This is a genomic window from Fibrobacter sp. UWB13 (assembly GCF_900177805.1).
Taxonomy (GTDB): domain Bacteria; phylum Fibrobacterota; class Fibrobacteria; order Fibrobacterales; family Fibrobacteraceae; genus Fibrobacter.
In genome coordinates this window covers 1-14,126 of record NZ_FXAX01000005.1, presented here as the reverse complement: position 1 = coordinate 14,126, position 14,126 = coordinate 1, and the positions used below count along the sequence as shown (strand labels likewise).

Annotated in this window: 10 protein-coding genes; 6 read left to right on the top strand and 4 right to left on the bottom strand. The window is 48.2% G+C overall.

Annotation, left to right across the window (positions count from 1 at the left end):
• Nucleotides 1-1,725: a pectate lyase gene (pelA, locus tag B9Y77_RS14440; RefSeq protein ID WP_085492156.1), complete on the bottom strand. Its 1,725-nt coding sequence runs from the start codon at nucleotides 1,723-1,725 to the stop codon at nucleotides 1-3.
• A gap of 447 nt (nucleotides 1,726-2,172) precedes the next feature.
• On the opposite strand from pelA, the gene B9Y77_RS14435 reads away from it, so the two are divergent.
• Genes B9Y77_RS14435 through B9Y77_RS14425 form a run of 3 tightly spaced genes read left to right on the top strand, consistent with a single transcriptional unit; the run spans nucleotide 2,173 to nucleotide 6,844 of the window.
• Nucleotides 2,173-2,994 (top strand): TIGR02147 family protein, encoded by an 822-nt coding sequence (locus B9Y77_RS14435; RefSeq protein WP_085492155.1) that lies wholly within the window; start codon nucleotides 2,173-2,175, stop codon nucleotides 2,992-2,994.
• A 1-nt stretch (nucleotide 2,995) separates the two neighbouring features.
• Nucleotides 2,996-4,558, top strand: coding sequence for a hypothetical protein (locus tag B9Y77_RS14430; RefSeq protein ID WP_085492154.1), 1,563 nt, complete (start codon nucleotides 2,996-2,998; stop codon nucleotides 4,556-4,558).
• A gap of 57 nt (nucleotides 4,559-4,615) precedes the next feature.
• The gene (locus B9Y77_RS14425; protein ID WP_085492153.1) at nucleotides 4,616-6,844 is read left to right on the top strand and encodes an NADP-dependent isocitrate dehydrogenase; all 2,229 of its coding nucleotides are present in this window, start codon (nucleotides 4,616-4,618) and stop codon (nucleotides 6,842-6,844) included.
• A 110-nt stretch (nucleotides 6,845-6,954) separates the two neighbouring features.
• Here the strand turns inward: B9Y77_RS14425 and B9Y77_RS14420 are convergent, their stop codons facing one another.
• Nucleotides 6,955-8,733 carry an ATP-dependent nuclease gene (locus tag B9Y77_RS14420; protein WP_085492152.1) on the bottom strand — a complete coding sequence of 593 codons (1,779 nt, stop codon included), beginning with the start codon at nucleotides 8,731-8,733 and terminating at the stop codon, nucleotides 6,955-6,957.
• Between the two features lie 372 nt (nucleotides 8,734-9,105).
• Between B9Y77_RS14420 and B9Y77_RS14415 the strand changes: the two genes are divergently transcribed.
• Nucleotides 9,106-10,128: a hypothetical protein gene (locus B9Y77_RS14415; protein ID WP_254900061.1), complete on the top strand. Its 1,023-nt coding sequence runs from the start codon at nucleotides 9,106-9,108 to the stop codon at nucleotides 10,126-10,128.
• Nucleotides 10,128-10,880, top strand: a complete 753-nt coding sequence (truA, locus tag B9Y77_RS14410) for a tRNA pseudouridine(38-40) synthase TruA (protein WP_085492150.1) — start codon at nucleotides 10,128-10,130, stop codon at nucleotides 10,878-10,880. Before B9Y77_RS14415 ends, truA begins: the two co-directional genes overlap by 1 nt.
• Before the next feature lie 97 nt (nucleotides 10,881-10,977).
• On the opposite strand, the gene B9Y77_RS14405 is transcribed toward truA, so the two are convergent.
• Entirely contained in the window at nucleotides 10,978-11,706 is a 729-nt protein-coding gene (locus B9Y77_RS14405) for a pyridoxine 5'-phosphate synthase (RefSeq protein WP_085492149.1), read from the bottom strand.
• Nucleotides 11,707-11,714: 8 nt separating this feature from the next.
• Complete coding sequence (locus tag B9Y77_RS14400) at nucleotides 11,715-12,833, bottom strand: divergent polysaccharide deacetylase family protein (protein WP_085492148.1); 1,119 nt, start codon at nucleotides 12,831-12,833, stop codon at nucleotides 11,715-11,717.
• 30 nt (nucleotides 12,834-12,863) lie between these two features.
• Here B9Y77_RS14400 and miaA point away from each other — a divergent pair, with 30 nt between their 5' ends.
• Entirely contained in the window at nucleotides 12,864-13,763 is a 900-nt protein-coding gene (gene miaA / locus B9Y77_RS14395; protein ID WP_085492244.1) for a tRNA (adenosine(37)-N6)-dimethylallyltransferase MiaA, read from the top strand.
• The last annotated feature ends 363 nt before the right edge of the window (nucleotides 13,764-14,126 follow it).

Here is a 14,126-nt window from a genome sequence, read left to right as displayed (position 1 = left end):
TTACCTCAATTTCCCATTCAAGCGGTACGTGTTGTTTCCTCTCGTAAAGTAAGCTCCTGCGCTATTATTGTTGCGACCAAAGTCTACAAAATAGCGATTATCCTGTTGCTCTTTGCGTACAGTGCGCATTGCCTCAATGGATGTCGGCGGAATCTCGACTTCGCCAACTTTCAAATCATCACTCATCCAGCCAATGTAATCGATGTTTGCCATGCCATCTTTCGAAAGGCTTGTGAACTTGAGTTCGCTATAGCCTTGTGGCAATTCGATTTCGATGGATTGCATTTCCCATGTCGTCCACGCAGCGGTGGATTCCATGCTGCCGTCTGCAAGTAACGTCTTGTCGCCAACAGAAACACTGTAACCGCGTGCAGAACCTCCGCCGTTTGCAAAGCTGATGAACAAGGTGTATTTGCCTTCTTTCAATGCGGTAACGCCGTAGGTCACGTAGCTTCCGGTGGAATTGTCAACGTTGGCATAGCCTTCGCCAACGAATCCCGTGTTGGTTGTTTCCTTGACACCTTGAATGTCGATAAAGTCTACACCGTCAATGTTCGTTTTGCATGTGTCGTTTCCGCACATAGCTGGTGCTGGCGGAGGAGGAACGTAATTGTCGTCCATCTTGGCGAGTGCTTCAAGGTATGCATTTTCGGTGCCTAGAATTGCAGAGCCGTAATCGCCTGCCCACTGGTAGCCCTTGCGACGTTCTTCGCTGATTTTCATGAAGTCCTGCGTCTTGGTGCTAGCACCATCGCGGTCGCAAAAGAAGTAGTTGTCGTTGTTGACTTCGTAAAAGCGGAACCACAGCGATGAACCCGCCTTGTCCACAACGCCTGCGGTCTTGCTAAACGCCTTGTCTTTTAGTTTATTCTTTTTGTACCAAGCGATTGCGCCTTTGACCGCCTTCTGGATTGCTTCGTTTTGGTCTGGCCAGTTCATCAAAAACCACACAACGCCCATGGATTCGTTGCCGGATTTGCTCGGGAGTTCATAGGCTCGTGCGCCAACTGGGGCAAAGCTGTTGGTGTCATGCTGGGCGCACCAGACCGTGACCTTTCCGTCGTTCACAATTTGCGCCTTGAGCAAGTAATCGACCGCTTTGTCAAGAGCCGATTTCATCTTGCTGCGGGTGGCGTCGTCGATGATGTCGCTGTCGAATGGACTTGTCTTGTTGGCGATATCCATCATCGTGACCATGGCGCGGATCATAGCGTTGTCATTCAGCGTGATTTGGTCGGAATAGTTGCCGCGCTTGGGCCAAACTTGCGGAAGCCCGCCTTTGGAGCGCTGCATGGTCAAAAGAAAATTGACGGCTTTATTGAAACTTGTCTTAAATGCGGATTTGTAATTGTTGTTCGTCGTTTCTTTGTAACGCACGGCGAGCAAACGCATTTCTTGAACGGTGGCGTTGTTGTCGATAGTGCCGAGGTCGGCCCCGCCCTGTGCACGCCATTCGGATTTTTGACCGCCGCCATACGCGCTTTTATACTTGTCGGCCATGGCTTTGTAAAAACCGCCGTTTGCGATTTGCCAAGTGGTCATGTTGTAGGTGTACTGGTCGATATCCATGCCGGATGCCGCCGAGGTCAGCTCCGAATAGCCTCGATAGCTGTTGATTTTCGAAACTGCTGTTGACGGGGGAGCATAGGTTGCCGCAAACGAAAAAGACGCGACAGACATTGCCGCTACAAAAAACTTGTAGTTTCCAAACCCAAAATTCTTCATAAAAAACCTATAGAAGAGTTTTTAAACCCACACCACCTCTATAATCTACATTATAATAGGCCGATTTTTGTTAAGAATTTCTTTTAAGTGTTGTCTTTGGACAATGGGACCGGTCGCGTTGTCACCCCGGTCTCTGCTTTTTGTCATGCCGGACTCCGTTCTCTTTGACCACTTAGAGCTTTGACGCTTTGCGTCAGCATCTTCGGCTCAATCATGACAGTCTGCAAGCAGCCTGTCGCGACACTCGCCTTGAATGCAACTAGCTCTTACGTGGTCATGATCCGCGTATGGGGACTGCATCGCCATCTTGAATTTATAATACACTCTGTATAATATTTTTATAAAAATTTTTATAAAATCTAAAAATTGCTGAAATCTCTTTAAAAATCTTGATTTTGTATAATAAAATCTATTGCAAGACTATACCGCAAAATCTAATTTATAGGTATGAAACCAATAACCGAATATCAAGACTACCGAGAATTCATGCGGGACTTCTACGAAGAACGCAAACGCAGTTCTTTGTTCTCGTGGCGTGAATTCTCCAAATTGGCGGGGTTCACCTCGCCAAACTACGTCCAGCTTGTTTGTGAAGGCAAAAGCCGCTTGAGCAAGACTGGCGTTGAAAAAGTGGCCGAAGCCATGGGGCTTGCAGGCGCAGACCGCGATTATTTCCTAGCGATGGAGCGTTTTGGCGATGCCAAGAACGATGCGAAGAAAATCCAGGCGTTTAACGAAATGCAGAAAATTGCAAAAGAAAACCGCTTGCGAGTCGTCGATGCCGAGGCGTTCAAGTATTTCGAATCGTGGGTAAACCCGGTGCTGCGCGAACTCGCCCCGATTATGCCGGGCGCAAAACCGCTGGAACTGGCGCGTAAGTGTTATCCAGTTGTGAGTGCTGCCGAAGTTCGCCATTCGCTTGACTTTATGTGCCACGCGGAATTCCTAAAGAAGGTCGGCGAAGATACCTATGAGCAGACTGAGAAGGTCGTGACGGGCTCTTCCGAGGCGATTCCGTTGGCGCTGCGTTCCATGAACCGTCAAATGTCAAAGTTTGCAACAGAAGCAATTGACGAAGTTCCGCCCGAAAAACGCCACATCGCAGGCGTAACGCTTGGAATGTCCGAATCGACATACCAATGGCTTGTGCAAAAGCTTGAAACACTCAGGCAGCAGGTGGTTGCCATGGCTGCTAAGGAAAAAGAATACGATAAAGTTTATCGATTGAATTTACAACTATTCCCGCTTACAAAAGGGAAGGAGGAATGAGATGAGAAAAATGTATAAAGTAATTCTGTCTGGAGTGGCTGCTTTTTTGGCTGCATGTTCCAATGATGTAAGCGTTGATTCGGGTTTCTCCGGAGCGACGACAGAACCGAGCACATCACCGATTGCAAATTTAACTGAAGAACAGAGAGCGATTTTGGCAAGGTCGTTCGAAATTTTGGTGGATTCGACGAAGCTTGATTCGTTAAAGGCTATTTTGGGTACTGAAGTTACCGCAGATAACCAGAGCTATTTAAATGCTAGTCCTATAAGTGTAAAGAACGATCAAGTTTTTAGTTATCCGAGTAAGGACGGACGTAAGGTTTGTGATGTTGTGACTTTTTCACAAGAATCAAAACCAAGGATTGATCGAAAAGGAGTGTTGCGTGCAATGTCTTACGATACCCATGGTAGCACATGTTTTATGAAAAAAGCCAAATTTAATGAAGATCATTGGGCTGAAGTTTGCTCTGCAGAAGAAGATTATGTATTTGCCCACTCTTTAGAAACATACCGCACAACAAAAATTATTGATGTTGATGGGGTGCCAGTTGTTATGAATACGGTTGGATCTTATGGGGACAGTCATTTTTGGGGGTATGGCGTCTCTTGTGGTGAATACTTGAATGAATTCAAACAGTCTTGCAGTGCATCGAATGGTCTTTTCTGGGATTTGGGAGATGCTTGTAATATGAATCGTTTGAGTTTGGCTTGTGCGTCTTTTGTCCCTGAAGGAAAAACTCCTGATGAAGTTTTGAATTCATATACCGAGGAGTATAAAATTCAGTGCCTTAAGGATTCTATAAAATACGCTCCTTACGATGATGAGAATTATGTCTATCATGATCCTTATTCTGATAGTTTGTATAGAGATAGTGTGTATAGGACTAGTAATTTAGCCTATGAATGGAGTAGGGCTCAAAAGCATTCTATGTATGCTTATAGATGGCAATTTTCTATAGTCGATAGTACAGTAGGGGTAGAAGGTGAGTGGAATCAATATTATTATCAAGAAAGAGAAGATGACGAACTTGAACTCAAGCATGCGAATAGTCTAGGCTTCGCTTATAACACTTTGCCAGATACTAAAATTGCGGATGCATACCGCAAAGAAGGTGTTTATGTGTTGCCTGATTCTTTAGTGGCTGAATTTTTCCCGACATTCGCGACTTATCCGGTTGGAATAGAGAGCTTCAAGTGGTATCCTCCGGAAGTTTTCTACATCATCGTCTTGAAAGATGTTGGGGCAAAGGGGCACTTGGTGACGAATTATGATGCAAATGGAATTTACGTGACGGATATCGTGAAAAGTGGAAATTGCCCTGAAGATACAACGGTACACTATTCGATGATATTGTTGGCGGATTCTCCCGACTGGAATGTCTTAGATCGCTCCATTGTTAAAACGACTTATGTGAGCGACAACTGGAATTGTGACAAGCCGGAAACTCTTGAAAAAGTAGAACCGTATGGAGAATGGGTTTTCTCGAGTGAGCCTCACTATTATAACGATTGGCTTGAGTTGTTTGAACCAGATAGATATGCAGAACTCTTTGGTAAAGACTAGCCTATTTCTAGGATTTAGAACTTAACTCCCATGAGCTATTTTCTATCTTAGGGGCGTATGAATACTAAAATCTATTACACCCTTACGGACGAGTCGCCGTTCTTGGCGACTCAGTCTTTGCTTCCTATCGTATCTGCTTTCGCAAAGACCGCAGATATCGATGTCGAAACCAAGAACATCTCCTTACCAGGCCGCATTCTTGCCGCTTTCGCGGACACGCTCCCGGCAGGTACGACGTTTGCTGGTAAGCCGGTGACGGATGACCTCGCATTCCTCGGCAAGCTCACGCTTGAACCGGATGCAAACATCATCAAGCTCCCGAACATTTCTGCTTCCGTGCCGCAGCTCAAGGCCGCTATTGCCGAACTCCAGAAGAACGGCTACGCACTCCCGGACTATCCGGATGCTCCTGCCAACGACGAAGAAAAAGCTATCCGCGCTCGCTACGACAAAGTGAAGGGCTCCGCTGTGAACCCGGTGCTTCGTCAGGGCAACTCCGACCGCCGCGCTCCTAACGCTGTCAAGAACTATGCCCGCAATAATCCGCATAGCAACGGCGTGTGGAACGAATCTGTGAAGACTTATGTCGCGAGCATGCAGGCCGATGACTTCTACGGCAACGAAAAGTCCATCACGATGGCCGAAGCCGATTCCTTCAAGATTGAGTTTGTCGATGAAGCTGGTGCTGTGACGGAACTCCGTGCCGCAAAGCCGCTCCTCAAGGGCGAAATCATTGATGCGACCGTCATGCGCATGGCGTCTCTCGAAAAGTTCATTGCCAATGCAATGGCCGAAGCCAAGGCCAAGGGCCTCCTCTTCTCCGTGCACCTCAAGGCCACGATGATGAAGGTCTCTGACCCGGTGCTGTTCGGTGCATTTGTCCGCGTGTTCTTCAAGGATGTGTTCGCGAAGTACGCCGACCTCTTCAAGGAACTCGGAATCGACGCCAACAACGGTCTCGGTGACTTGTTCAAGCGCCTCGAAGGAAATGCCAAGGAAGCCGAAGTCAAGGCTGCCATCGACGCCGCACTCGCCGCAGGCCCGGATCTCGCTATGGTCGATTCTGCCAAGGGCGTTACGAATTTGCATGTGCCGAGCGACGTGATTATCGACGCTTCTATGCCGGCTATGATTCGCAATTCCGGCTGCATGTGGAACAAGGAAGGCAAGTTGCAAGAAGTTGTCGCCTGCATCCCGGACCGCTGCTATGCTGGTATCTACGACGAAACGATTGAATTCTGCAAGCAGAACGGCGCATTCGACCCGAAGACGATGGGTACAGTGCCGAACGTGGGCCTCATGGCTCAGGGTGCCGAAGAATACGGCAGCCACGACAAGACATTTGTCGCTAAGGGCAAGGGCGTTATCCGCGCTGTGAACGGCAAGGGCGAAGTTCTCTTGCAACAGAATGTGGAAGCTGGTGATATTTTCCGCATGTGCCAGGCCAAGGACGCTCCTGTGCGTGACTGGGTGAAACTCGCCGTGACGCGCGCTCGCCTCAGCAACACGCCGGCGATTTTCTGGCTCGATCCGGAACGTGCTCACGACCGTGAAATCCAGAAGAAGGTCGAAGCTTACTTGCCGGAACATGACCTCAACGGTCTCGACATCAAGATTATGAGCCCGCGCAAGGCTATCGTCGAAACGATGAAGCGTGCCAAGGCTGGCCTCGATACCATCGGTGTGACGGGTAACGTGATGCGTGACTACCTCACGGACCTCTTCCCGATTCTTGAAGTCGGTACTTCTGCAAAGATGCTCTCCATCGTGCCGCTTATGGCTGGTGGTGGCCTTTATGAAACGGGTGCAGGTGGATCTGCTCCGAAGCAGGTGCAACAGTTCCTCGCCGAAAACTACCTCCGCTGGGATTCTCTCGGTGAATACTTCGCACTCGTGCCTGCATTCGAACAGGTCGCGCTGAAGGACGGCAACAAGAAGGCTAAGGTCTTGGCCGATACGCTCGATGCTGCCAACGGCAAGATTCTCGAATTCAACCGCACGCCGGCTCGTAAAATCGGTGAACTCGACAACCGTGGTTCCCACTTCTACCTCGCTCTCTACTGGGCTCAGGCTCTCGCCGCCCAGAAGGACGATGCAGAACTCGCCGGCAAGTTCGCTCCGATCGCTGCTGCTCTCTCCGCGAAGGAATCTGAGATTGTCGCCGCACTCGCTGCTGAACAGGGTAAGCCTGCCGATATCGGTGGTTACTATGTCCCGAAGGCAGAACTTCTCAAGAAGTGGATGCGCCCCGTCGAAGCGTTCAACGCGATTATCGACAACATCTAGAATGTCACCCCGGACTTTGTCATCCTGGAGCGTAGCGATAGGATCCAAGACATTAAAAAAGGAGTGTCGCAGAAATGCGCACTCCCTTTTTTTTGCTTCGCTGTGAAAATTTAAATCTGCCCGCGGCTCCCGTTGATAATCCATTGGCACAAGGCTTCAATGCCATCGTAGTCGGGGAGCGTCTGTACAAAGTTCTTGGACTTGCTGCGTTCAATAAAATTGCGCCACACCATTTCGTTTTTGCCGTTCAGTCCGAGGTGTTCTTCAATTGCGCCTCTCGTCCAGACCCAAATGCCTTGCTCGCAGAGTTTGTTGTGAATGTTGCGGATGGGGCGTTCGGCTTCTGGCATAGATGCCATCATCGCGTACGCTGTAGAAGCGCTGATATTGCTGTGCTTGTTGACAGGGAGACCGTTTACCAAACGCAAATGGTTGTGGCAAGCGAGTTCGCGGAACAAGTTGCGGCATTCTGTAATGTCCGGGTCATTGGCGCTTAAAAATCCGTCGCGTGTTGCTGTGGTAAATGCGTAGTCCAAATCGACAATGGCGCGCACGGGAATGTCCATGGCGCTCAAAACCTGCATACTCTTGCGGGTGTTGCTTACGCCGCCTTGACGCACGAGCGCACATTTAATAAGTGCAAAAGATTGCCCGGTAATGCGCTCGAAAAGGGCGGGTAGCACACGCCATTCCGTTTTACCTTCGGTGAGCAGCACGTAGTCGGCAAACAAAAGTTCATTGCTGTTAGACAAACTAAACAGCATTTGCAGCTGGCTCGGTGCATCTTTCACGACTTGGCGAACGGCATCTTCCATTCGCTTGCGCATGAATGTGCCGCGTTCTCTGTTCTTGCGAATCAAGAGAGACGTGCTCACGTCTTCGCTTGTGACCATCTGTGCGGAATGCGTTGCAAAGACGACTTGATAGCCTTCGTTCGAAAGGTTCTTCAAAGCCACGCGCACGAGCTCAACTGCTTGCGGGTGCAAAAAAAGTTCCGGCGAATCAATCAATAAAAGTTTGCGGCTCAGGTAATGATTGTTATGGTGCTTCTTGATTTCAGCAAGGTAGCGGACAAGCGCCATCTGGATGGCTCGTTGCGAACCGGCACCCATGCGCGAAATATCGCGTTCAAAACCATCATCTTCATCAACGACTTTAATCGTTGCGCTTTTGAGGAATGTCTCGAGAGTCGGCACGGGAATGTCGAGCTCCACGCGAACACTTGGGAAAAGCGGACGGAGTGCCGAGTTGACTTCTTTATCGAAAGCCTTGATTTCTTCGGCCTGGCAGTCGCTTCCGGGGGAGAGCAGTTCCGTAAATTGCTCGATGACCTGGCTCAATTCGCCACCAAACCTGCGTTCCAGTGGCTTGAAAATCTCGTGCATGAGCTTGGTGTAGGCTTGGTTCCCCTCAAAATCCCAAATAGCGATGGATTCCGGGAACATGCGATTAAAGGCTGCGGTAAACTTGTCATTGACGCGTACCCAGTCTTTGCCTTTGCGCTTGCCGTTTGGCGGGCAGAATGCCCAAAATTCAATATTGCCGGGGAGTTCACCCGGGATTCGCTGCACTTTCTTGACGCGGAGCGTTGTTCCCGAGAGGAACGGCTCTACTTCGGCTGCTTTTTCTTCTCCAAGACGGTTCAAAACCTGCTCGGTTATGCCCTCAAAAAGCCCTTCCGCTTCTACGGGGTGGTTCGGGTCATCAAAATACGAGATGTCCAGCGAGAAATTGGCAAGCAACCAGCGGATTCCCATCAAGATATTCGTTTTTCCGGCGTTGTTGTAGCCGATAAGGGCGGTAAAATCACTAAGCGGAAAAGTCTCGCGCTGGATAGAGCGGAGATTCGAAATCGTAATGCGGGACAATCTAAGTGCTTGTGGTTGCATAGCTTGAAACTATAAAAACTTTTCGCAAAAAGTCGTGTTTGGTGCAATTGCAAGCGAAAAAGTGCAATTATTGACCGTATAAATTGGAATGATAGGGGGCTCAAAGGTGATAAAAACGAAAAAACACTTTAGCTGTTGGGGCTAAAGTGTTTCTTTTGGGGTTAGGAGGAGAACAAAGAGTTCTTGAACATAAAGGTATTTAAAGTTTGGCTCTATAATGTGTTTTTTGTCATATTCGTGTTGAAAAGTGTTGTGAAGTTCTCAATGCTGTGTTGTAAATTTGCTACAATTAATATTAGGTATGTAAAAAAGAGGTTTTGTTCAGTGTCAAACTTTGATAACGAAAAGGGTTTTATTGCTAAATTTTCGGGCATGAAGAAATACGCTGCTCCAGTTGTTCTTTTTGTCTTGGCTTGCGCCTTAATTGTATACATCAAGGTTGATTTTTCTGGCTCGTCCTCCTCTTTTGACGTTAGCCGGTACATGCAGACGCGCGCAAAAATTGATTCCTTGGAGGTGGCGCTGTGGAATTCTCAGGGCAATGTCGATGCCCAGGTGAAAATCCGCGACGAACTTTCTAACGCATGGGAAGACCTTTCGGCGATGCGCACCAATACGGCTGATGAAGCTGAAGCTCCGGAAGAAAATGTGGGCGGCTTCTCTGGCGGCGTTTGGCTCTGGATTATCGGTGGAACTCTTGCCGTGCTCCTTTGCTCCGTGATTCTCGTGCTTGTGCTTATCCACCGCAAGAAAATTGTTGAAACTCGCATGATGGAAGCTCTTGCAAAATCGAGAGAGACTGGGGAGATGCCTTCTGTGGATGATACAGAAACGGTCCTTACTCCGCGTGTCCATGCCCCTAAAAAGTCAATTATTGATGAAGCCGAAGAATTTGCCGCAAAGCGTCGTGAAACGATGGCTCTTCAGACAAAGGCTGCCGCAGGTGCAAATCCTGTCGATCAGAGTGCAACGAACTTGAATGCGTCCAACGCAAATGCTTCGAACGTGAACGCCACGAAGGCTGCTTTCGAAGATGAACATGGCGTTCCTGAAAATCGAATTTTAACGTCTCCGTTTAACGGTAGAACGGTTCTCCGTCCGACGGCTAGAGAACGCATTACCTCTGCAATGCAATCGCTTTCTGATGTGCTGCATCATGACCGCACGAGGGTAAAGCCTGCAGCTCCGGCAGCTGCGCCAAAGCCCGAAGTTGTTGCAACAGCTGTGGCTCATCCGCTTGAGATGAACCGCTTTGATCGCGAATCTTCGGTAAACAGCAAGATTTTGCAGATGTCTCGCAGAGGTTTCCCGGCTTCGGCTATTGCTTCGAAGTTGAAGATTCCTCAGGCTAAGGTCGAGGCTGTTATCAAGGAAGCTGTAGAAGCAGGTAACTAATGCGTTACCGCTTTCGTTGCGAATATTTAGGCAGCGCCTTTTACGGCTGGCAAGAACAAAATTGTGGCGGCAAGCTCCGCTTTGTAACTGTGCAGTCAACGCTCGAAGAGGCGTTGTCTACGGCGTTACGTGCGCCCATCCGCGTGGTGGGGGCGGGTCGAACGGATACGGGGGTTCATGCCCGCGGCCAGTGTGTCCACTTTGATTTTGATGGTGAACTAGACCCGCAGAAGGTTGTCCGTTCTGTGAACGGACTTACCAAACGCTTGATTCGCATTCGCGATTTAGAGCCTTGTGCACCGGACTTCAATGCCCGCTATGATGCTGTTTTACGTTATTACCAGTACACGATATTTACGCGCCCGGTGGCGCTGATGCGTGACTTTGGCTGGGAGTGCGGTTCGCTGAATCTGGATATCGATGCGATGGGTCGCGAGGCTCAGTCATTCCTTGGCGAACACGACTTTATTGATTTTTGCATCCCGCGTAATGATGGAAAATCGACGCTTTGCACGTTGAGCGAATTCCGCCTGGAACGCTTGAATGACTGGAGCTGTATGTTCCACATCAAAGGGAACCGCTTCTTGCACCGCCAGGTACGTGCGATGGTCGGGACGCTTTTTGATATTGGTCGAGGCCGTTATCCTGAAGGAACGGTCAACCAGATTTTCGAGAAAAAGTTCAAAGGCGAACGCACGTGGGCGCCCCCGCAGGGGCTTGTCCTCGAAAACGTGGAATATAGGGATTATTGATTTTAGTTGTTGGTCATTGGCTCTTGGTCTTTAGTTTTAAAGTTTGGCGCCTTTGGCGCGATGATATGACTAATAACCAATGACTAGCTGCTAGTGACTAACTTCTGATTGCTTCGATCATTTCTTTTACAGCGCGTTCCATGCCAACGAGTGCGGCGCGGCTCACGATGCTGTGACCGATGATGATTTCGTCAATGCCGTCAATCTGTGCAACCGCTTCTACGTTTCTGTAGTTGAGTCCACGACCGGCGAGTACGTTTAAGCCATACTTGTGGGCGAGAACCGTCATATCCTGCAGTGCAGAAATTTCACGGTCGACTTCTTCGCGGCTGCCGAGTTCAAATGCTGTTGCGTATTTGCCGGTGTTGAATTCCACATAGTTTGCGCCGACCTTCTTGGCTGCCTTGACCTGTTCCGTTTCGGCATCGATGAACACGCTCACCTGGATATCGTTGTTTCTAAGCGTCATGATGCACTTTGCAAGTTCATCAATCTTTGCAGAAACGTTCAAACCGTCTTCGGTGGAAAGTTCCGTGTGGACTTCCGGCACGAGCGTTACCATGTCAGGTTGGCGGTTGATGGCGAACTGCACCATTGCCTGTGTCGGTGCCATTTCCAAATTCAACTTAGTGGTCACTGTTCCGCGGAGGAGCCTGATGTCGCGGTCCTGGATGTGGCGCTTGTCTTCACGGAGATGTGCTGTAATCCCATTGCAACCGGCGAGTTCTGCAATCATGGCTGCTGCAACCGGGTCAGGTTCCTTGCCTTTACGGGCTTCACGGATTGTTGCAATATGGTCCACGTTTACACCGAGTTTGATAGACATAGGCTCTCCTATTTAGAATTGAATAAAGTTGAAAGGTCTACGAGGGTAGTTCCTTGCTTGGCTGCTTTCTTGGAAATATCCTCAATTTTAGACAAATTTTGTTCTGTCAGCGGGATGATCATTACAGATGTTCCGCTTTTGGGCGCTTCCCTGAGTTTCTGGTGGACGTAGTCCTCGATAGAGCTGTTGTCCGGATTGTAAGGGAATGCAATTTTACATGTGATATTGAGGTCTTTGCAGGTTTGTGGAACGACGGTTCTGTCTTCCATCGATAAGTCCATAAACCACAAGTTCTGCCTTTTTGTCGGCTTTAGAATCGCCTGCATAAGTTGTTTGTGTTTGACCGCCTGTTCGCCATAACGTGTTGCGATACCGGTGGCGCTTGGAAGATTCTTTTTTGCGGCGTTGATAATCTCTTCGATTTGCTCTGCTGTATGATGGATGCGGAGAGGGCGTAACTTGTTATGACGCTTGTCTAGTTTGGTCGATTCCATGACAAGCCACAAGACGATTTCTTTGTTGTGGATTTTGTCTAAACTTTTGTAGAACTCTTCGTTTAGACCAAATGGGGGGATCAACAAATCAAATGGATAATCGAGATTGTTTAGCTTGGCGATGATTTCAGGTGTTAAGTTTGTTGAGTTTATAGCTTGAAACGCAACGTTCATAAGCGATGCGTTGTTCATAAAGATATTGTCCGATATTTGGAGAATCAAGTGGAGGGAATCGCCTTTGGGTGTCAACATGTCTACCTTTGCAGATTGGTAGGCGTTCGGGTTCTCGGTGATTTCTTCCATCAAAAGAATTTTTCCGCCACGCTTTTGTACAAATTTTTGCGCTTGCAGAAGGTACACGACAATCGTCTTTCCACGGGCGAGAGTCCAGACATCACGTTTGCTGCGTTTCGAGTAACTAGACGAGATGACTTTAATCTCATCTTTCAATCTCTGTTCGAAAGGTAAGGTGTCGTTTTCGACAAGAGTTTCTTCGTCTTCATGCACGTTTGCGGATTCTTCGAGCTTTTCGAGAATCTGGAATGCCCTATCCTGGTTGTTTAGGTAATATGACAAACCGGCGAAAATCCCCAATGCGAAAAAAAGAGCGACAATGTGTTTAAGTTTTATCATTTCACCTATAAATATAACTACATTGAGCGCATGCCTATTCTATTTGCACTTGTTGGAGCTACCGGTGTTGGCAAGTCTCGCCTTTCACTGGAACTGGCGGAACGTTTTAATGCCGAAATCATCGGCGTAGATTCCCGTCAGATATACAAGGGCTTTGCTATTGGAACGGCTCAGCCGTCTCATGCTGACTTGGCTAGGGTTAAGCACCACTTGGTGGATTTTCTGGATCCGCGCAAGGTGTTTTCGGCGGGCGACTTTTGCGCAAATGTGAAAAGTCTAATGGCTGGTAATCCGAACCAAAACTATATCTTGGTGGGCGGTACTGGACTTTATCTTCAATCCCTGATGCTTGGACTTCCGCAGATACCCAAAATCGATGAATCTGTGCGTAAGTCTTTTGAAGACGATGCTGCTAAGTTTGGGAGTAAGACTTTATACGAAAAAGCAAAGCTGGCGGACCCCGAAGCGATGGAAAAAGTTGAACTGAACAACGTTCAACGCATTATCCGCATATTGGAAGTATTCCAACTGACGGGGCGCAAGCTCTCGGATTGGCAAAAGGAACGAGAAGGCGGGATAGGGGCGTTGCCTGTGTTCTGGCTGAACCGCAGTCGCGAAAATCTCTATGCTCGAATTGATGCTCGTGTGGACCAGATGATGGCGGATGGCTGGCTTGACGAAATCCATGAACTTGCCAAAACAGTTCCGTTAGATGCTCCAGCTTGGCAGGGGCTTGGCTATAAAGAACTTTTGTGTGCAAATGACGGCAATCAAGTCGAATGGATTCTCGAAGATGTCAAGCGAAAAACACGAAATTATGCCAAAAGGCAATTGACGTGGTTCCGTTGGCAGGTTAAATCGACGGAATTGGACTTGGATACCTGTGAGAACCCTTTGGAATATATTCAAAATAGAGTGGTTATCCCCTAAAAGGGCTGTTTTTAGAGCTCCTCAAAAAAATTTTTTCCAAAAAATGGACTTCAAAAGGGCAAATAGCCCTTTTTCTTTTGGAGCGCTCCTAAAAAATTAGTGAATAGAATGTGAATATCATGATATAGAACCTGAATACAACCCGTTTTTATCAAAAAAAGTGAAAAAAAGTGAATTTTTTTTACGCTGACCCCTTGCTTTTATTCCTCAAAATTCTATAATTGGTCTCACCCTCGAACGGGTTGCCCAAAACGACCTGAACGAGAGACGAAAGCCCGCGAGACTTTCGGGAAGATTGAAGGAATCGGAGATGTGCTTAGTGACGGCCCAAGAAAATTTCTTGGAAGTCAATTAATCAAAAGA

What these genes read in the sequence shown, in the direction of transcription:
- B9Y77_RS14405 (WP_085492149.1), bottom strand. Translation starts at nt 11,706, where the DNA reads ATGTCTATCAAACTCGGTGTAAACGTGGACCATATTGCAACAATCCGT.
- B9Y77_RS14425 (WP_085492153.1), top strand. Translation starts at nt 4,616, where the DNA reads ATGAATACTAAAATCTATTACACCCTTACGGACGAGTCGCCGTTCTTG.
- miaA (WP_085492244.1), top strand. Translation starts at nt 12,864, where the DNA reads ATGCCTATTCTATTTGCACTTGTTGGAGCTACCGGTGTTGGCAAGTCT.
- B9Y77_RS14400 (WP_085492148.1), bottom strand. Translation starts at nt 12,833, where the DNA reads ATGATAAAACTTAAACACATTGTCGCTCTTTTTTTCGCATTGGGGATT.
- truA (WP_085492150.1), top strand. Translation starts at nt 10,128, where the DNA reads ATGCGTTACCGCTTTCGTTGCGAATATTTAGGCAGCGCCTTTTACGGC.
- B9Y77_RS14435 (WP_085492155.1), top strand. Translation starts at nt 2,173, where the DNA reads ATGAAACCAATAACCGAATATCAAGACTACCGAGAATTCATGCGGGAC.
- B9Y77_RS14430 (WP_085492154.1), top strand. Translation starts at nt 2,996, where the DNA reads ATGAGAAAAATGTATAAAGTAATTCTGTCTGGAGTGGCTGCTTTTTTG.
- B9Y77_RS14420 (WP_085492152.1), bottom strand. Translation starts at nt 8,733, where the DNA reads ATGCAACCACAAGCACTTAGATTGTCCCGCATTACGATTTCGAATCTC.
- B9Y77_RS14415 (WP_254900061.1), top strand. Translation starts at nt 9,106, where the DNA reads ATGAAGAAATACGCTGCTCCAGTTGTTCTTTTTGTCTTGGCTTGCGCC.
- pelA (WP_085492156.1), bottom strand. Translation starts at nt 1,725, where the DNA reads ATGAAGAATTTTGGGTTTGGAAACTACAAGTTTTTTGTAGCGGCAATG.